The following is a 17,706-nucleotide window of genomic DNA, read 5'->3' on the forward strand; positions in this document are numbered from 1 at the left end:
GCGTCATGACGTCACTCGAACCCGCCCTCACGGACACCCTGCACACCGAGCGCGCCTACCACGACACCTGCCGTGCGGTCCTCGCCGCGATGGTCGAGGGCGCCGCCGAACAGGTCGTCATCGGTGCGGACGTCTCCGCCTCCGGCGCCGACGCCGAGGTCCTCGGCCGCCGGCTGCGCAGCCAGGCCGTGGCCATGCGCGAAGTCCCGCCGGGGCCGCTGTTCTTCGGCCGGCTCGACTTCGGCACGCAGGATCCGGAACACGGCGGGCAGAGCCCGCGGCCGGAGGCCGCTCAGCAAGCACTGCACGTCGGCCGGCTGCGGATCACCGAGGACCCGGCCGCCCCGCCGCTCGTGGTCGACTGGCGGGCCCCCGTCGCCCGTGCCTTCTACCAGGCGAGCGCCCACGACCCGCAGGGTGTGGCGGTACGGCGCCGGTTCGGCTGGGCGCCCGGCAGCCGGGGCGACTCCGCCGACCTCACCGGCCTGGAGGACGAGCACCTCGGCCGGGGCGAGTCGCGGACCAGCGCCATCGTGGCCCGCGAGATCGAGCGGCCCCGCGTCGGACCCATGCGGGACATCGTCGCGACCATCCAGCCCGAGCAGGACGACCTCGTGCGCGCCGCCCTCGCCGACTCGGTGTGCGTGCAGGGCGCCCCGGGCACCGGCAAGACCGCCGTCGGCCTGCACCGCGCCGCCTATCTGCTCTACACCCACCCCAAGCGGCTCCAGCGCTCCGGGCTGCTCATCCTCGGCCCCAACCGCACCTTCCTGCACTACATCGCCGAGGTGCTGCCCTCCCTCGGCGAGACGGCCCGTCGCGGAGCGACTGATGGGGGCTATCGGCAGTCCACGCTGCTCGACGAGATCGCCCGCCACCCGGCCACCGGGACCGATCCGGTGCGGACCGCGACGGTCAAACACGACCCGCGCATGGCCGAGGTGCTGCGCCGGGCGCTGTACGCGCGCGTGAGCGCCGACGGCGTGACCGACCTCGCCGTACCCGACGGCTCCTACCGCTGGCGGGTGCCCGCCGGTGAACTCGCGGCCATCGTGGCGGAGGTGCGCGCCGAGGAGCCGCCGTACGCCGTCGGGCGGGAGCGGGTGCGCACCCGGGTGGTCCGGCGGCTGCGCGACCGGGCCGAGCGGCGCTCCGGAGTGCTGCCCGCCTCCTGGGTGCGCCGCATCGAGCGGGCCCGGCCGCTGACCGAGCAGCTCGACACCGTGTGGCCGAAGGTCCGCCCCGAGGAGGTCCTCACCGAACTCCTCACCGACGGCACGGCGTTGGCCCGCGCCGCCGACGGCCTGCTGGACCCCGGGGAGCAGGCGGCGCTGCTGTGGCCCCGCCCGCCGCGCTCGTACAAGTCGGCCCGCTGGTCGGCCGCCGACCTGGTCCTGCTGGACGAACTCGCCGGGCTGATCGAACACCCCGAGGGCTACGGGCACATCGTCGTGGACGAGGCGCAGGACCTCTCGCCCATGGAGTGCCGGGCCATCGCCCGCCGGGCCGCGTTCGGCTCGCTGACCGTCCTCGGCGACCTCGCCCAGGGCACCACCCCTTGGGCCGCCCGGGACTGGTCCGTGCACCTGCGCCACCTGGGCCGGCCGGACGCCGCCCTGGTGCCGCTGACCACCGGGTTCCGGGTGCCGGCGGCCGTCGTGGAGCTGGCCAACCGGCTGCTCGCCCGGCTCGGTGTCGCCGTACCCCCCGCCACCTCCCTGCGCACCGACGGGGAGCTGACCCTCCGGCCGGCCGAGGACGTGCCGGGCGCCACCGTGGCCGCGGTACGCGACGCCCTCGCCCGGGAGGGGTCGGTCGGAGTGATCACGGCCGACGCGGACGCGGACCGGGTGCGGGAGGCGCTCACCCGGGCCGGCATCGAGGCGGCCGGCCCCGACGCGCTCGGCGCCCGGGTGACCCTGGTCCCCGCGAGCATGGTCAAGGGCCTGGAGTACGACCATGTCGTCGCCGTGGAACCGGCCGCCGTCGTGGAGGCCGAGGAGCGGGGCGCCCACCGGCTGTACGTGGTGCTGACCCGGGCGGTGTCCCGGCTGGACGTGGTGCACGCCCGGCCCCTGCCGTTCTGACCGGACCCCGGCCCTGCGCGATAGCGTGCCGCCATGACCGACACCAGCCAAAACGCCACCCGGGACGCCGACTTGGGCGATGCCGGCGTCTTCCGGGACGTGCCCACCACCACCCTCGCCGTCCTGCTCGGCCGGGAGCAGGTCATGGACATCGGGATACGGCCGTTGTGGGACCCGGTGCCCCGCGTGGCCGGACCGGCGTACACGGTGAGCTGCCCGCCCGGCGACAACCTCATGCTGCACGCGGCCATCTACCGTGCCGCCCCCGGCTCGGTGATCGTCGTGGAGTCGGGGGACCTGGACTACGCGCTGGCCGGCGGCAACGTCTGCGCCGTGGCCCGGCGGCGGGGCATCGCCGCGTTCGTCGCCGACGGGGTGATCCGCGATCTCGCCGAGGTCCGGGAGCTGGGCTTCCCGGTCTTCGCCCGCGGGGTCATCCCCGTCCCCGGCGTCAAGCAGGCCGTACGGCCCGTCAACCGGCCCGTGCGCTGCGGGGGCGTACGGATCGAGGCCGGGGACGTGGTCGTGGCCGACGAGGAGGGTGTGGTCGCCGTACCCGCCGCCCGCCGGCAGGAGATCCTCGCGGCCTCCCGGGCGGAGCTGGCCCGGGAGGCCGCCGAGACCCTGGACGACTGGGAGAAGGCCCACCGCGCCCGGGTCGACGAGCTGCTGGCGCGGCACGGTGATGCCGCCGGATCCGGACGGTGATGCCGTTCTTCCCCGGCGTCGGCGGTCCGCTCATCCCGCCCCGATACGCAACGCGTCAGGCGCCGACGTACTCCGCCAGGTGCCGGCCGGTGACGGTGGAGCGGGCCGCGACCAGGTCGGCCGGGGTGCCCTCGAAGACGATCCGGCCGCCGTCGTGGCCGGCGCCCGGGCCGAGGTCGATGATCCAGTCCGCGTGCGCCATGACCGCCTGGTGGTGCTCGACGACGATCACCGACTTGCCGGCGTCGACCAGCCGGTCGAGCAGGCCGAGCAGCTGCTCGACATCGGCGAGATGCAGACCGGTGGTCGGCTCGTCCAGGACGTAGACACCGCCCTTCTCTGCCATGTGCGTGGCCAGCTTCAGCCGCTGCCGTTCGCCGCCGGACAGCGTGGTGAGCGGCTGGCCGAGGGTGAGGTAGCCGAGGCCCACGTCGGCCATGTTCCGCAGGATCCGGTGGGCCGCCGGGGTGCGGGCCTCGCCGCTGCCGAAGAACTCCTCGGCCTCCGTCACCGGCATCGCCAGCACCTCGCTGATGTCCCGGCCGCCGAGGTGGTACTCCAGCACCGAGGCGTCGAACCGCTTGCCCTCGCACTCCTCACAGGTGGTGGCCACCCCGGCCATCATCGCCAGGTCGGTGTAGACGACGCCGGCGCCGCCGCACGCCGGGCAGGCGCCTTCCGAGTTGGCGCTGAACAGGGCCGGCTTCACGCCGTTGGCCTTGGCGAACGCCTTGCGGATGGGCTCCAGCAGCCCCGTGTACGTCGCCGGGTTGCTGCGCCGTGAGCCGCGGATCGGCGTCTGGTCGACCGACACGACACCCTCGCGGGCCGGGATCGACCCGTGCACCAGCGAGCTCTTGCCGGAGCCGGCCACCCCGGTGACGACGACCAGTGTCCCGAGCGGGATGTCGACGTCGACGCCTTGGAGGTTGTGCGTCGTGGCACCGCGGATCGCAAGGGCCCCGGTCGGCTTGCGGACCGTCTTCTTCAGCGCCGCCCGGTCGTCCAGATGCCGCCCGGTGAGCGTGCCGCTCGCCCGCAGCCCGGCGACGGTGCCCTCGAAGCAGACGGTGCCGCCCGCCGTACCGGCGCCCGGGCCGAGGTCCACCACGTGGTCGGCGACCGTGATGACCTCCGGCTTGTGCTCCACGACGAGCACCGTGTTGCCCTTGTCCCGCAGCCGCAGCAGCAGGTCGTTCATCCGCCGGATGTCGTGCGGGTGCAGGCCGGCGGTCGGCTCGTCGAAGACGTACGTGACATCGGTCAGCGAGGAGCCGAGATGGCGGATCATCTTGGTCCGCTGGGCCTCGCCGCCCGAGAGCGTGCCCGCGGGCCGGTCCAGGGAGAGATAGCCGAGGCCGATCTCCACGAACGAGTCCAGGGTCCCGCCCAGCGCGGTGAGCAGCGGCGCCACCGAAGGCTCGGTCAGGTCGCGCACCCACTCGGCCAGGTCGCTGATCTGCATGGCGCAGGCGTCGGCGATGCTGATCCCCTTGATCTTCGAGGACCGGGCCAGGGCGCTCAGCCGGGTGCCGTCGCAGTCGGGACAGGTGGTGAAGGTGACCGCGCGGTCCACGAACTCCCGGATGTGCGGCTGCATCGCCTCCCGGTCCTTGGCGAGCATCGACTTGCGGAGCCGCGGGACCAGACCCTCGTAGGTCATGTTGATGCCCGCGATCTTCATCCGGGTCGGCTCGCGGTACAGGAAGTCGTCCAGCTGCCGCTTGGTGAAGGTGCGGATCGGCTTGTCCGGGTCGAAGAGGCCCGACTCGGTGTAGAGGCGGTAGTTCCAGCCGCCGGTCTTGTAGCCGGGGACGGTGAGCGCACCCTCGTTGAGCGTCTTGTCCTCGTCGTAGAGCTGGGTCAGGTCGATGTCGGTGACCGTGCCCCGGCCCTCGCAGCGCGGGCACATGCCGCCGGTGACGGTGAACTCGCGGCGCTCCTTCACGGTCTTCCCGCCGCGCTCCACGGTGACCGCGCCCGCTCCGCTGATCGAGGCGACGTTGAAGGAGAACGCCTTGGGCGAGCCGATGTGCGGGGTGCCGAGCCGGCTGAAGAGGATGCGCAGCATCGCGTGGGCGTCGGTGGCCGTGCCGACCGTGGAGCGCGGGTCGGCGCCCATTCGCTGCTGGTCCACGATGATCGCGGTGGTCAGCCCGTCCAGTACGTCGACGTCGGGCCGCGCCAGCGTGGGCATGAAGCCCTGGACGAACGCGCTGTACGTCTCGTTGATCAGCCGCTGCGACTCCGCGGCGATGGTGTCGAACACCAGGGAGCTCTTGCCCGAGCCGGAGACGCCCGTGAACACCGTCAGCCGGCGCTTGGGGATCTCGACGCTGACGTCCCTGAGGTTGTTCTCGCGTGCGCCGTGCACGCGGATCAGCTCGTGGCTGTCGGCGACGTGCGGTGCCTCCGCCGGCGCGCCGGTCCTCATGGTCATGCTCATCGTCTCTCCGTCCGTGGGGCCGCCTCCGCCACGCTAGCGGCGACGGCCCGGCCACCGCTTCTCGATTCCTGACCGGTTCGGTGGCCCGGACTCCTGTGTCGTGGCCGGTGCCTGCGCCCTTGAGGCGGACGGCTCCCGTAGCGTGTGCTCCACGCGCATGTGACCCCCGTCACTTGGCCGACACGCGACACACTCTTGCAAGCGGATGCTTGCAATAGTTAGCGGAAGTGGGGCAAGGTGGAGGCATGGCATCGCTGAACGTCGGCAATCTCGGTGAGTACCTGCGCGAGCAGCGGCGGAACGCCCAGCTGTCGTTGCGGCAGCTCGCCGACGCCGCCGGGGTGTCCAATCCGTACCTGAGCCAGATCGAGCGCGGGCTGCGCAAGCCCAGCGCGGAGGTGCTCCAGCAGGTCGCCAAGGCCCTGCGCATCTCCGCCGAGACGCTGTACGTCCGCGCCGGCATCCTCGACGCCGAGCGGGACCGCGACGAGGTGGAGACGCGCGCCGTCATCCTCGCCGATCCCTCGCTCAACGAGCGGCAGAAGCAGGTGCTGCTCCAGATCTACGAGTCCTTCCGCAAGGAGAACGGATTCGGGGTCGGCGAGCCCGCCCCGGACGAGGAGACCGGGGACGGCCCCCTGGACCAGGAAAACGGCGGCGGCCGTACGGCCGCCGGAAGCGATGCCGCCGGAAGTGACACGGACGCCGGTCCGCGGCGGACGGCCGGCTGACGCCGGACCAGGGCACCGGGCGCCCACCGCGGACCACACCAACCCAGCCGAACGCGAATCCGATCCGGGAGGACCCTCACCATGGCCATCACCGACGACCTGCGCAAGACCCTCAGCGACCCGACCCCGCTCTACTTCGCCGCCGGCACCGCCGACCTGGCGTTTCAGCAGGCCAAGAAGGTGCCGGCCCTGGTCGAGCAGCTGCGTGCCGAGGCACCGGCTCGCATCGACGCCGTGCGCAACACCGACCCGAAGGTGGTGCAGGAGAAGGCCGCCGCCCGCGCCAAGGAGGCGCAGGAGACCCTCCAGACCAAGGTCACCGAGATCATCGGCGGCCTCGACGTCGACCTGCGCAAGTTCGGCGAGACCGCCCAGGACTTCGCCCTGCGCGGTGTCGGCATCGCCGCCGAGTACGCCGTCAAGGCCCGCGAGACCTACGAGAAGGTCGCCGAGCACGGCGAGCAGGCCGTGAAGACCTGGCGCGGCGAGGCCGCCGAGGAGATCGAGGACTTGGCCATCGCCGTCGAGGGCAAGCCCGATCCGGTCGAGGTCAAGGACGACGAGCCGAAGCCGGCCGGGGCGGCGGCCGAGCCGGCCGCGGAGAAGAAGCCCGCGGCGAAGAAGACGCCGGCGCCCCGCAAGAGCACCACGACGAAGAAGACCACCCCGCCGGCCAAGTGAGCGTGGCCGTTCGGATGCGTCCGGGCCGGGCACCTTTGGGGTGTCCGGCCCGTTCTATGGGTACGGTGGCGGCGTAGCAGGGATCGGGATTTCAACGGGCGGTGGACAGCATGCTGATGTTGGGCTTCGCGGGTTTCATGGGCATCTTGAAGATCGTCCTGATGGCCCTGGCCGCGTTCGGGCTGTTCGACGCCGCCTTCCGGCGCGAGGACGCCTTCCGCGCGGCCGACAAGCAGAACAAGGTCTTCTGGCTGATCATCCTCGGCATCGCGCTCGTGGTCAGCTACCTGTTCACGCTTCTGTCCATCCTGCCGATCGCCGGCGCGGTCGCGAGCATCGTGTACATCGTGGACGTACGCCCCGCCCTCCAGCAGATGGGCGGCGGCCGCGGCTGGGGCCGCCGCCGCGGAAGCAGCAGCGACGGTCCGTACGGGCCGTATAACGGGGGCCGCTAGCGGCATCCCGCCGTGGCGCCGCTGCTCGGCTGCCGGGCGCGGGTCGTTCGTGGCTTGTCGCGCAGTTCCCCGCGCCCCTCGGGTGGGCTGCAGCTCGCCCACCCGAGGGGCGCGGGGCTGTGTCGATGTGCGGCTCCGCCGCGTGGGCGCGAACGGGCCCCACTCACGCCGCACCCGGCGACGGCGAGGTACCCCTACGGCAGGTCGCCGCTCACGCCGTCCGGTCCAGCAGAACCACAGCCACGTCATCGGTCAGCTCGCCCCCGTTGAGGTCGCGCACCTCATGCACCGCGGCCCGCAGCAGGTCCTCCCCCCGCAGCCCCTCGGAGAGCTGCCGGCGGATCATCTCCACCATGCCGTCCTGCCCCAGCCGCTCCCCGTCCGCGCCGACCCGGCCCTCGATCAGGCCGTCGGTGTAGAGCATCAGGCTCCACTCGGCGCCCAGCTCCACCTGCATCCGGGGCCAGCGGGCGCCCGGCAGCAGGCCGAGGGCGGGGCCGTTGTTCTCGTACGGCAGCAGCCGCGCCGGCCGGCCCGGGCGGGCGATCAGCGGGGCCGGGTGGCCGGCCAGGCACAGGCCCGCGCGGCGGCCGTCGGGCGCGATGTCCACCGTGCACAGCGTCGCGAAGATCTCCTCGTCGGCGCGCTCGTGCTCCAGCACCTGCTGCATGGTGTTCAGCAGTTCGTCCCCGCACAGCCCGGCCAGGGTCAGCGCCCGCCAGGCGATGCGCAGCTCCACGCCGAGCGCGGCCTCGTCCGGGCCGTGCCCGCAGACGTCGCCGATCATGGCGTGCACGGTGCCGTCCGGGGTGCGGACGGCGTCGTAGAAGTCGCCGCCGAGCAGCGCCCGGGAGCGGCCCGGCCGGTAGCGGGCGGCGAAGCGCAGCGAGGAGCCCTCCAGCAGGGGCGTGGGCAGGAGGCCGCGTTCGAGGCGGCGGTTCTCCTGTGCGCGCAGCTTGCCCTCGGCCAGGCGCCGCTCGGCCGTGTCGGAACGCTTCCGCTCCACGGCGTAGCGAATCGCCCGGCTGAGCAGCCGGCCGTCCAGCTCGTCCCGGAAGAGGTAGTCCTGGGCGCCCACGCGTACGGCCTCGGCGCCGCGCTCGGCGTCGCCGGAGGCGGTCAGCGCGAGCACGGCGTGCCGGGGCGCGAGCCGGAGCACGTGCTTGAGCACGGCCAGCTCGTCGTCGGGGTCGCTGCCGGCCGGCGCCGGGAGCGCCAGGTCGAGCAGGATGCAGTGGACGTCGTCGGTGAGCAGCCGCTCGGCCTCGGTGAGGTTGCGGGCGGTGCGGACGCGGATCGGCTTGCCGGCCGAGTCCAGCAGGTCGGGCACGATCGGCGAACCGGCCGGATCGTCCTCGATCAGCAGCAGGGTGAGAGTGGCGCCGGTGCCGTTCGTGGGCGCGGCGTCGCGGTGGGCCTCTTCCTTGAGGGGGCCGCCGACTGCGCGGGCGGCCTGCGCCTGACCACTCTCCACGGCCGGGATCGCTCTCTGCCGCGGTACGGGTACGGGCATTGTCTTGAGTTCCTTCCCTCCCCCCGAGGGCACGGGGCGGCGTCGAGGGGTCTCGACCCACCGACCGGGACCATAGCGGCTCGGGCCACCCCGATGGAATGGTGTGAGCCGCGTCGCTCCGGCGTCCGCCACTGTCATATGCCGCGTTCCGTATCGCAGTTGGACACGGCGGCGGCCCGGAGGGGATGACGAAGCTCACGTCCTGCGGGGGTTTGGGCGGGTGTTGGGCGTGCGGTGGGTCACGTGACCTGCCTCACGCGTCCGGTCGTACGACCCCGAGGATGGGCATCGAGCCGGCGCCCGCGATCGTCACCGTGCGCCCGGGGCGCGGGGCGTGGATGATCGCGCCGTCGCCGATGTACATCGCGACATGGCTGGCGTCGCCGAAGTAGATGATGAGGTCGCCGGGGCGCATGTCCTTGATGTCGACGTGTTCGAGCTGCTTCCACTGCTCCTGCGAGGTGCGCGGAACGGGGTGGCCGGCCGTCGCCCAGGCCTGGGAGGTCAGGCCCGAGCAGTCGAAGGAGTCCGGGCCCTCGGCACCCCACACATACGGCTTGCCGAGCTGCGCCGTGGCGTACTTCACGGCCTTCTTGCCCTGCGCGGTGGCCTTGCCGTCGATGTCCTTGAGGACGCCGGTGTCCAGCCAGGCGGTCTGCGCCTTGTCCGCGGCCTCCCGTTCGAGCTGGGCGAGCCGCTCCTTCTCCTTCTTCTCCAGCCGGGATTCGAGCTTCTCGGCCGCGTCGATCTGCTTCTGGATCTTCTTCTTGGCGGCGGCCTTGGCCTTGCGGTTGGCGTCCAGCTTCTCCCACCGGTCGGAGGCGTCGTCGGCGTACTTCCGCAACTCCTTCTGGGTGCGGGCCATTTCGCTCATCAGCTTCGTCGCCGCCTGCTGGCCCTGGAGCACTCGGCCGGCGCTGTCCAGGAACTGGCCCGGGTCGTCGCTGAGCAGGAACTGGGCGGTGGAGGACAGGCCGCCGGTGCGGTACTGGTCCCGGGCCGCCGCGCCCGCCTGGTTCTTGAGCTTGTCCAGCTTCTGCTGCCCCTGGACGATCTTCTTGGCCAGCGCCACGATCTCGGCGGACTGCTTCTTCGCCTTCTCCTCGGCCGCGTTGTAGGCGTCGGTGGCCACGGCCGCGTCGTGGTAGAGCTTGTCGAGCTTCGCGCGGACCTCTTCAAGGTCCTTGCCCGGCGCGGGAGTCGGCGAGCCGCCGGCCGTCGGTGTGGGGGTGGGTGTGGGCGCGGGGGCCGCGAACGCCGTGCCCGGCGCCGCGAGGGCGGTCACCGCGCAGATCACGGTCAGGGCGGTTGTGAGCAGGCCGCGCTTGCCCGAACCCATACCTCTTCCCCCAAGCTGATTTACCGTCAGTAACTTACGGTCGTCTGAGGGATCGTGCCACGGCCGGGCGCAAAGCGACAGAGGCCGTCGGAAAGCGGATGTCCCCCGTCGAGCGCCGGAAACGGCGATCCCCGCGGCGATGTGACGAACGAGGAGCGGAGATCGTTCCGCCGTCCGTCGGCGGATGTGCGGCGCCGGCGGATGTGCGGCGTCGGCGCGTACGCGGGGCGGCGCGCCGGCGGCGGGTGATCAGCGCACCGGCGCCAACGCCGCCCACGCCACGGAGACTTCGCCCTGCCGCCAGCGGGCCGGCGAGTCCGTCACCGGCCAGTCCGCCGTCAGGTCCCGTACCGCGCGCAGCCAGCGCTGGCGGGCGCCGTAGGAGGCGTAGGGCGCGGCGGCGGCCCAGGCGCGGTCGAAGTCGCGGAGGAAGGCGTGCACCGGCTCGCCCGGGACATTGCGGTGGATCAGTGCCTTCGGCAGCCGTTCGGCGAGGTCGGAGGGGCGGTCCAGGGAGCCCAGCCGGGTGGCGAAGGTGACCGTGCGGGGGCCCTCGGGGCCCAGCGCCACCCACACGTGCCGGCGGCCGATCTCGTCGCAGGTGCCCTCCACCAGCAGCCCGCCGCGCGAGCCGCCGCCCGCCGGGGCGAGCCGCGCGCACAGCCGCTCCCACACCGCGGCGACCTCGGCCTCGTCGTACTGCCGCAGCACGTTGGCGGCCCGGATGAGCACCGGGCGCCCGGAGACCGGGACCTCGAAGCCGCCGTGCCGGAAGGTGAGCCCGTCGCGCTCGTACGGCCGGGCCGCCGCGACCCGGTCCGGCTCGATCTCGATGCCGACCACGCGCGCCCGGGGCGCGGCGGTGCGCAGCCTGGTCAGCAGCTCCACGGCGGTCCAGGGGGCGGCGCCGTATCCCAGGTCGATCGCCACCGGGTCGCTCGCGCGGCGCAGCTCGGCGCCGTGCACGGCCGCGATCCAGCGGTCCATGCGGCGCAGCCGGTTGGGGTTGGTCGTCCCGCGCGTCACCGTTCCCACGATGGGGGTCCCCCCGCTCGAGCGAAGCCGAGAGCGGAGGAGGGATGCGGCGCGGGCTGTCATGGGTACGAGGGTAAGCGTGCGCCGCCGGGCCCCCAGGTCGTCTGCCTGCCGCGGGTGCGATCGGGGCTGGTCGTGCAGTGCCCGCGTGCCTTCGGGGCACGCTCCCGCCGACGCGGTCCAGGTTCGAACTGTGATCGATTCCGGGTAATGATTCGGCAAAGCCACCCGAGTGGGAAATGGCGGGACACCCGCTCACTGTTGGACCCCCTTGGAGGGCGAACGGGCCCTCCAGAGGCATGCCCGCATAAGGAGGACCGCCACGTGAGCCAGTACATCAGCAGGCTCGGGCGCCGCTCCCCGTCGGCCGCCGCGCGCCTCCGGCTGTACCGCAGACCCCGCCGGGTCGCCATGCTCTCCGTGCACACCTCCCCGCTCCACCAGCCCGGCACCGGCGACGCCGGAGGCATGAACGTCTACATCGTGGAGCTGGCCCAGCGGCTCGCCGCGCTGGGCATCGAGGTCGAGATCTTCACCCGGGCCACGGCCGGCGGCCTGCCGCCCTCCGTCGAGCTCGCCCCCGGCGTCCTCGTCCGGCACGTCGACGCGGGCCCGTACGAGGGCCTCGCCAAGGAGGAGCTGCCGGCCCAGCTGTGCGCCTTCACGCACGGCGTGATGCAGGCGTGGGCCGGCCACCGCCCCGGTTACTACGACCTCGTCCACTCCCACTACTGGCTCTCCGGCCATGTCGGCTGGCTCGCCGCCCAGCGCTGGGGCGTCCCCCTGGTGCACGCCATGCACACCATGGCCAAGGTCAAGAACGCCAACCTGGCCGACGGCGACACCCCCGAACCCGCCGCCCGGGTCATCGGCGAGACCCAGATCGTGGCCGCCGCCGACCGCCTGATCGCCAACACCACCGAGGAGGCCGGCGAGCTGGTCCGGCACTACGCGGCCGACCCGGCGAAGGTCGCCGTCGTCCACCCCGGTGTGAACCTGGAGCGGTTCCGCACCGCCGACGGCCGCGCCGCCGCCCGCGCCCGCCTCGGCCTCCCGCAGGACGCCCTGATCCCGCTCTTCGCGGGCCGCATCCAGCCCCTGAAGGCCCCCGACATCCTGCTGCGGTCCGTGGCCGTCCTGCTGGACGAGCGCCCCGAGCTGCGCTCCCGCATCGTCGTCCCGGTCGTCGGCGGGCCCAGCGGCAGCGGGCTCGCCAAGCCGGAGGGACTGCAGAAGCTCGCGGCCCGGCTGGGTGTCGCGGACGTCGTACGGTTCCGCCCGCCGGTCGGCCAGGAGCAGCTGGCGGACTGGTTCCGGGCCGCCTCCGTCCTCGTCATGCCGTCCTACAGCGAGTCCTTCGGCCTGGTCGCCATAGAGGCGCAGGCGGCCGGGACCCCGGTGCTCGCGGCCTCGGTCGGCGGGCTGCCGGTGGCCGTGCGCGACGGCGAGACCGGTTTCCTGGTCACGGGGCACAACCCGGCCGACTACGCGCGCGTGCTCGGCCGGTTCGCCGACGAGCCGGCCCTCTCGGCGTCCATGGGCGAGGCGGCCGCCCGGCACGCGCAGTCCTTCGGCTGGGACACGGCGGCCGCCGCCACCGCCGACGTCTACACGGCCGCGACCCAGTCCCACCGCCGTCGCGTACGCTCCCACCATGGGTGATGTGGAGAAGGTCGGGCAGGTCCTGGAGGGCGTCTTCGAGGACGCCGAACTGGAGTGGGAGAGCCCCGAACCCGGCACCTACGTGGTCAAGCTGCCCGGTACGCGGAAGCTGTCCACGACGGTCTCCTTCCTCGTCGGCCGTCACTCCCTCTCTCTCAACGCCTTCGTCATCCGCCACCCCGACGAGAACGAGACGGGCGTCCACCGCTGGCTCCTGGAGCGCAACCTCAAGCTCTACGGCGTGAGTTACGCCGTCGACCGGCTCGGCGACATCTACGTCACCGCCCGCCTGCCCCTCGCCTCCGTCACCCCGGACGACATCGACCGCCTGCTCGGCCAGGTCCTGGAAGCGGCCGACGGTGCCTTCAACACGCTCCTGGAGCTGGGCTTCGCCTCCTCGATCCGCAAGGAGTACGCCTGGCGGGTGGCGCGCGGCGAGTCCACACGGAACCTGGCGGCGTTCATGCACCTGATCGAGCGCCCGACGGACTGACGCCCGTTCCCTTGCGGTGACGCGCACCTCCACGCGGCGCAGCACGCCTTGCCGCGACGGCTCCCCCGGGGGAAACCGGCCGCTGCCCGCCGTCAGCCGAACATGCCGGGCCGGTAGTCGCCGGCGGGCTGCCGGACCATGACGTTCACGCGGTTGTAGACGTTGATGACGGCGATGAGCCCCACCAGGGCGGCGAGCTGCTCCTCGTCGTAGTGCTTGGCCGCGTTCGCCCAGACCTCGTCGCTGACGCCGCCGGCCGCGTCGGCGATCCGGGTGCCCTCTTCCGTCAGCTCCAGGGCGGCCCGCTCGGCCTCGGTGAACACGGTGGCCTCGCGCCAGGCCGCGATCAGGTGCAGCCGGGTGGCGGTCTCGCCGGCCGCGGTGGCGTCCTTGGTGTGCATGTCGGTGCAGAAACCGCAGCCGTTGATCTGGCTGGCGCGGATCTTCACCAGCTCCTGGGTGGCGGCCGGCAACGTGGAGTCCGCGAGCACCTTGCCCGCCGCGTTGACGTGCTTCAGGACCTTCCCGGCGAGGGGGCTGGCGAAGAGGTCGAGTCGAGCTTCCATGATCCGCTCCTGTGTGGTCGCTGCTGCTTTCACGTCATTGACGGGAGGGAGCGGCGGGATGTGACAGCATCGGATGTGACCTGTATCACATCGCCTGGCCGGGGTCACCCCGCCTGGCGGGGCGCGGTCAGATGTGCAGCTCGGGGAGGAAGCCGGTCCAGCGCAGTTCGGCGGGCAGATGCCGCATGTCGTTGGAGAGGAGGACGGAGGCCGGCCGACCCGGGGCGTACCGGATCACCGTGAGCGCCGCGTTGCCGTGGTTCAGGCCGAGCCAGCGCCACTTCGGCGCGTGCATGGCGTCCCGGACGAGCCAGGCGACCAGGAAGTTGTGCGTGACGACCAGCTCGTGCCGGTCCCGCGGGCCAGCACCGGCCCCCGCTCCCGCTCGTCGTCGGTGGCACCGGCGAGAAAGCGGAGGAAGAAGTCCGCCGACTCCGCCGGGAGCTCGTCCCTCGCCGGCAGGTAGGGCACGTAGTCACCGGCGATGTCGGAGACCCGCAGCGGGACGTCCTTGGTGCCGGTTCCCACCGCCCGGCGAGGAGGCGTGCCCTAGGCGGTACGGACCTCGGTGCCCGCCTCGCTCCGGGCCGGGGCGGGGTCCGGCCGCTCGGGCGGCAGGCGCCGCATGAGCAGCCCGTACCCGGCCCCCGCCACCGTCCCCACCACCGCGCACATCGCCCACAGCCACCCCGCGCCGAGGCGGTCGATGACCGCGCCCGACATCAGGGGGGCGATCAGGGCGGCGAGGGACCAGGACAGGGTGTACATGCCCTGGTAGCGACCGCGCCCGTGCACGGGGGAGAGGCGGACGACCAGGCTGGTCTGGGTCGGGGCGTTGACGATCTCGGCGAGGGTCCACACGCACACCGTCAGCGTGAAGGCGCCGACCGACCCGGCGAAGGCGGTGAGCCCGAAGCCGTACCCGGCGAGGACCGAGGAAGCGATCAGCAGGCTGCGCGGGTCGCGGTGCTCGATGAACCGGGTCACGGGGATCTGGAGTGCGACGATCAGGATGCCGTTGACGGCGATGGCCAGGCCGTAGTCGGCGGGCGAGAACCCGGCCCGCCCCATCGCCACCGGCAGTCCGACCGAGCCCTGCTGGAAGACCAGGGCCACCAGGAAGGACAGCCCGACGACCGCCATGTACCGCCCGTCCCGCAGCACCGTGCCGAGGCTGACGCCCGCCTCCGCCTGCCTGGCCGTGACCGTGGGCCGCGACTCCGGCAGCTTGGCGAAGACGACGACCGCGCAGGCCAGCGTCATCCCGGCCTCGATCAGGAATCCGGCGCGATAGCTGAACTCCGCGATGAAACCGGCGCCCATGGAGGAGACGGCGAAGCCGAGGTTGATGGCCCAGTAGTTGAGGGAGAAGGCCCGCACCCGGTCCTCGGGGCGGACGAGGTCCGCCATCATCGCCTGCACGGCCGGCCGGGAGGCGTTGGAGGCCATGCCGACGAGGAAGGCGACGGCGGCGATGGCGGCCGGGTCGGTCATGAAGCCGAGCAGGGCCACGGAGGCGGCGGTGGCGGTCTGGGCGATCAGCAGGGTGGGCCGCCGGCCGAGCCGGTCGGCCATCACCCCGCCGCCCAGCGCGGAGACGACCCCGCCGAGCCCGTGCAGGGAGGCGACGAGACCGGCGTAGGTGGCGGAGTAGCCGCGGTCGAGCGTGAGGTAGAGGGCCATGAACGTGGCCACGAACGCGCCCAGCCGGTTCACGAGGGTGCTTGTCCACAGCCACCAGAACTCGCGGGGGAGCCCGGAGACGGACTCCCGGACAGCACGTCTCACGGTGGCTGGTGACATCGAGGATCCCCCGCAGGTGTAAGTGGCCCTGATCGAGATCAGAACTTACCGACGCGGCACGTGCCGATGCCACTCGATTAACGGGACCTGTCAATCGAGCCGCTGGGCCTCCTCCCGGCCCGCCCCCCGCGCCTGCCGCCGGGGCCGGCCCGCGCGGCGCGGGGCCGGGCGGCACCGGGGCACCTCGTGCGCCGCGGCCGGGTACGGGGCGGTCCGGGCCGCCCGTTCGAAGCGGCTCGGGAACGGGAACCTCCGCTCCAGGAAGTCGCGGATGGCCGCCTGTGCCGCCGCCCGGTCCGCCGGGTCGGTGTCCACGTCGTTGAGGCAGAAGAAGTCCACGTCCTCGCCGGCCGCGAGCCGGGCCAGCCGCCGCCGCATGTCCGGGGTGCCCAGCTGTACGTACCGGAAGCGATAGTCCGCCGGCACGGCCCGGCCCGTCGCGATCGCCCAGTGGTGATGGAGCGTGGACGCCGGAGCGACGTCGGCGGTGGACCGGAAGCGGGAGTACGCCGTCCGCTCCAGCTCCTCGATGCCGAGGCTCTCCATCTCCCGCATGACGGACAGCAGTTGGGGGTGCGGGGTGTGCAGCGACTTGTGCGTGACGTACCGGCCGTGGAAGCGCCGGATCACCTCGCGGGCGTTCTTCCCGGCGGAGTTCGGCGCCGGCTCCAGCGGGTGCGGGGCGCCGACCCCGAGCTTGAGCGGGGACAGCGGGATACGGGCGATGCCGTTGCCGTGGAAGAAGTGCTCGGCCCGCACCGGGCGGTTGATGAAGACGTCGTCGTTGAAGTACAGGTAGTGCTCGGACAGGCCCGGGATGTGGTGCAGCCGGCTCTCGATCGCGTGCGAGTTGAACACCGGCAGCGCGTCCGCCGGGAGGATGTCCCGGTGGTCGACCACGGTCAGGCCCGGCGCCTCCGGGTCCAGCCAGACCGGCGTCTGGGAGTCGGTCACGAGATAGACGTGCCGGACGAAACCGGCGTACATCTCCAGCGACCGCAGCGCGTACTTCAGCTCGTCATGGCTGGTGTAGCGGGAGGCACCGGTCTCGCGCGCGGCGATGACGTTGTCGGAGACCGCCTGATGGGCCCGGCGCTTGGCGGCCAGCACCGGATCGTCCCCGTCCACCCACGTGTACACGGCGTCGACCGGGAAGCAGACCTGGTCGATGCCGGGCTCGGCGAAGGCCGCGAAGGTCGGCAGGGCCCGCCGCCGCTCGGCGACCACGGCCGACTGCTGCCCGGCGATGGCGGGCGGCTGCTGCGAGGCCGCCGTGGCTGCCTGGTGCCCGGCGATGGAGGCGGGCTGTCCGGTCACCGCGGCCGTTTGCTGCCCGGCCACCGCGGCCGACGGCTGCCCGGCCGGTACCCCTGGCGCGTGTCCGGTCACCGGGGCCGGCTGATATCCGATCACCGTGGCAGACCGGGGTGCCGCCGCCACCCCCCGCTGCGGCCCCGTCGGCGAGGCCGGCTGCCAGGCCGTCGCCGGCAGGACCTCGGAGACGGCGTTGCGGCGTGGGGCGACCAGGGCCGGGGGGAAGTCGTCCTGGAGCCGGGTGCCGGGCACGGTGAGGTGTGCGGGGTCGGTGCCCAGGTCGCGGCCGTACCGCCAGAACTCGATGTCGCAGCCCGTCTCCAGCCCGCCGAGCACCTGCCCGCCGGGCCCCAGCCGCACCAAGCCCGCCCGCAGCACCGGCGCCCCGCGCAGCGCCCGCGGCAGCTTCCCGTCGGCCCACAGCACCGCGCTGGTCACGGCACCGTCCGGGCTCACCGCGCCGACGTACCCGGCGCTGTGGGCGAAGTGCTGCCGGGCCCGGGCGAGGACCGCGGCCCGGTACGACTCCGCCACCCCGACCACCGGCCGCGGCACCCCGGGCCCCGGCTCGGCCGGGACCAGGAAGTACGGCACCCCGGCCGCCTCCAGCAGCGCGCACACCTGCTCCAGGTCGGCGGCGGCGGCGTCCGCGGCGGTGTAACCGGCGACCGTCCGCCCGTACAGCCGCACCGGTCCGCAGGCGACCCGGCGCAGCCCCGGTACGGCGGCGCGCAGCCGCCGGCGGGCCGGGGCCGCGCGCAGCGCCCAGAACCGGGCCGCGAGCCACAGCCGCAGGCGTACCAGGAGCTCCCGGGCGGCCCGCAGCCCCCGCGGCGGCGCCGCGATGCGGTGGCGGAGGTCGATGGCCATGGC

At 73.2% G+C, this 17,706-nt stretch carries 14 protein-coding genes and 1 pseudogene; 7 read left to right on the plus strand and 8 right to left on the minus strand.

Going from position 1 to position 17,706, the window contains the following annotated elements:
- Nucleotides 1-5: 5 nt before the first annotated feature.
- Together ACZ7DL_RS04260 and ACZ7DL_RS04265 are read left to right on the plus strand one after the other, a co-directional pair.
- On the plus strand, nt 6-2,087 hold the full coding sequence (locus ACZ7DL_RS04260; protein WP_470771314.1) for a HelD family protein: 2,082 nt from the start codon (nt 6-8) through the stop codon (nt 2,085-2,087).
- A gap of 33 nt (nt 2,088-2,120) precedes the next feature.
- Complete coding sequence (locus ACZ7DL_RS04265) at nt 2,121-2,795, plus strand: RraA family protein (protein ID WP_470771316.1); 675 nt, start codon at nt 2,121-2,123, stop codon at nt 2,793-2,795.
- Nucleotides 2,796-2,850: 55 nt separating this feature from the next.
- On the opposite strand, the gene ACZ7DL_RS04270 is transcribed toward ACZ7DL_RS04265, so the two are convergent.
- Nucleotides 2,851-5,241, minus strand: a complete 2,391-nt coding sequence (locus ACZ7DL_RS04270; RefSeq protein ID WP_470771317.1) for an ATP-binding cassette domain-containing protein — start codon at nt 5,239-5,241, stop codon at nt 2,851-2,853.
- Nucleotides 5,242-5,486: 245 nt separating this feature from the next.
- Here ACZ7DL_RS04270 and ACZ7DL_RS04275 point away from each other — a divergent pair, with 245 nt between their 5' ends.
- The 3 genes from ACZ7DL_RS04275 to ACZ7DL_RS04285 all read left to right on the plus strand — a co-directional run bounded on the left by ACZ7DL_RS04275 (nt 5,487) and on the right by ACZ7DL_RS04285 (nt 7,108).
- Nucleotides 5,487-5,972: a helix-turn-helix domain-containing protein gene (locus ACZ7DL_RS04275; protein WP_470771318.1), complete on the plus strand. Its 486-nt coding sequence runs from the start codon at nt 5,487-5,489 to the stop codon at nt 5,970-5,972.
- An 81-nt stretch (nt 5,973-6,053) separates the two neighbouring features.
- Nucleotides 6,054-6,653 carry a hypothetical protein gene (locus ACZ7DL_RS04280; RefSeq protein ID WP_470771319.1) on the plus strand — a complete coding sequence of 200 codons (600 nt, stop codon included), beginning with the start codon at nt 6,054-6,056 and terminating at the stop codon, nt 6,651-6,653.
- A gap of 110 nt (nt 6,654-6,763) precedes the next feature.
- Nucleotides 6,764-7,108, plus strand: coding sequence for a DUF2516 family protein (locus ACZ7DL_RS04285; RefSeq protein WP_470771320.1), 345 nt, complete (start codon nt 6,764-6,766; stop codon nt 7,106-7,108).
- A 211-nt stretch (nt 7,109-7,319) separates the two neighbouring features.
- Here ACZ7DL_RS04285 and ACZ7DL_RS04290 read toward each other — a convergent pair whose 3' ends face one another.
- The 3 genes from ACZ7DL_RS04290 to ACZ7DL_RS04300 all read right to left on the minus strand — a co-directional run bounded on the left by ACZ7DL_RS04290 (nt 7,320) and on the right by ACZ7DL_RS04300 (nt 10,995).
- Nucleotides 7,320-8,621 carry a PP2C family protein-serine/threonine phosphatase gene (locus ACZ7DL_RS04290; protein WP_470771323.1) on the minus strand — a complete coding sequence of 434 codons (1,302 nt, stop codon included), beginning with the start codon at nt 8,619-8,621 and terminating at the stop codon, nt 7,320-7,322.
- 253 nt (nt 8,622-8,874) lie between these two features.
- A complete protein-coding gene (locus ACZ7DL_RS04295) occupies nt 8,875-9,960 on the minus strand; it encodes a C40 family peptidase (protein ID WP_470771325.1) in 1,086 nt (361 codons plus the stop codon).
- Between the two features lie 249 nt (nt 9,961-10,209).
- The gene (locus tag ACZ7DL_RS04300; RefSeq protein ID WP_470771326.1) at nt 10,210-10,995 is read right to left on the minus strand and encodes a class I SAM-dependent methyltransferase; all 786 of its coding nucleotides are present in this window, start codon (nt 10,993-10,995) and stop codon (nt 10,210-10,212) included.
- A 324-nt stretch (nt 10,996-11,319) separates the two neighbouring features.
- On the opposite strand from ACZ7DL_RS04300, the gene mshA reads away from it, so the two are divergent.
- Together mshA and ACZ7DL_RS04310 are read left to right on the plus strand one after the other, a co-directional pair.
- Nucleotides 11,320-12,657, plus strand: a complete 1,338-nt coding sequence (gene mshA, locus ACZ7DL_RS04305) for a D-inositol-3-phosphate glycosyltransferase (RefSeq protein ID WP_470771328.1) — start codon at nt 11,320-11,322, stop codon at nt 12,655-12,657.
- A complete protein-coding gene (locus ACZ7DL_RS04310) occupies nt 12,650-13,150 on the plus strand; it encodes a type III secretion system chaperone family protein (RefSeq protein ID WP_470771329.1) in 501 nt (166 codons plus the stop codon). The genes mshA and ACZ7DL_RS04310 overlap by 8 nt, the downstream gene beginning before the upstream one ends.
- 92 nt (nt 13,151-13,242) lie before the next feature.
- On the opposite strand, the gene ACZ7DL_RS04315 is transcribed toward ACZ7DL_RS04310, so the two are convergent.
- From ACZ7DL_RS04315 to ACZ7DL_RS04330, 4 genes and pseudogenes are all read right to left on the minus strand, one after another.
- Entirely contained in the window at nt 13,243-13,716 is a 474-nt protein-coding gene (locus ACZ7DL_RS04315) for a carboxymuconolactone decarboxylase family protein (RefSeq protein WP_470771330.1), read from the minus strand.
- Nucleotides 13,717-13,843: 127 nt separating this feature from the next.
- Nucleotides 13,844-14,250: pseudogene (locus ACZ7DL_RS04320) on the minus strand (histidine phosphatase family protein); the annotation flags it as partial.
- A gap of 15 nt (nt 14,251-14,265) precedes the next feature.
- Entirely contained in the window at nt 14,266-15,519 is a 1,254-nt protein-coding gene (locus tag ACZ7DL_RS04325) for an MDR family MFS transporter (RefSeq protein WP_470771333.1), read from the minus strand.
- Between the two features lie 90 nt (nt 15,520-15,609).
- Complete coding sequence (locus ACZ7DL_RS04330) at nt 15,610-17,697, minus strand: stealth family protein (protein WP_470771964.1); 2,088 nt, start codon at nt 17,695-17,697, stop codon at nt 15,610-15,612.
- Nucleotides 17,698-17,706: the final 9 nt, after the last annotated feature.

This window comes from Streptomyces sp. NPDC036984 (assembly GCF_055607665.1).

Coding starts and splice junctions, on each gene's coding strand:
- ACZ7DL_RS04325 (WP_470771333.1), bottom strand. CDS start 15,519: ATGTCACCAGCCACCGTGAGACGTGCTGTCCGGGAGTCCGTCTCCGGG.
- ACZ7DL_RS04265 (WP_470771316.1), top strand. CDS start 2,121: ATGACCGACACCAGCCAAAACGCCACCCGGGACGCCGACTTGGGCGAT.
- ACZ7DL_RS04295 (WP_470771325.1), bottom strand. CDS start 9,960: ATGGGTTCGGGCAAGCGCGGCCTGCTCACAACCGCCCTGACCGTGATC.
- ACZ7DL_RS04310 (WP_470771329.1), top strand. CDS start 12,650: ATGGGTGATGTGGAGAAGGTCGGGCAGGTCCTGGAGGGCGTCTTCGAG.
- ACZ7DL_RS04275 (WP_470771318.1), top strand. CDS start 5,487: ATGGCATCGCTGAACGTCGGCAATCTCGGTGAGTACCTGCGCGAGCAG.
- ACZ7DL_RS04315 (WP_470771330.1), bottom strand. CDS start 13,716: ATGGAAGCTCGACTCGACCTCTTCGCCAGCCCCCTCGCCGGGAAGGTC.
- ACZ7DL_RS04260 (WP_470771314.1), top strand. CDS start 6: ATGACGTCACTCGAACCCGCCCTCACGGACACCCTGCACACCGAGCGC.
- ACZ7DL_RS04270 (WP_470771317.1), bottom strand. CDS start 5,241: ATGAGCATGACCATGAGGACCGGCGCGCCGGCGGAGGCACCGCACGTC.
- ACZ7DL_RS04280 (WP_470771319.1), top strand. CDS start 6,054: ATGGCCATCACCGACGACCTGCGCAAGACCCTCAGCGACCCGACCCCG.
- ACZ7DL_RS04285 (WP_470771320.1), top strand. CDS start 6,764: ATGCTGATGTTGGGCTTCGCGGGTTTCATGGGCATCTTGAAGATCGTC.
- ACZ7DL_RS04290 (WP_470771323.1), bottom strand. CDS start 8,621: ATGCCCGTACCCGTACCGCGGCAGAGAGCGATCCCGGCCGTGGAGAGT.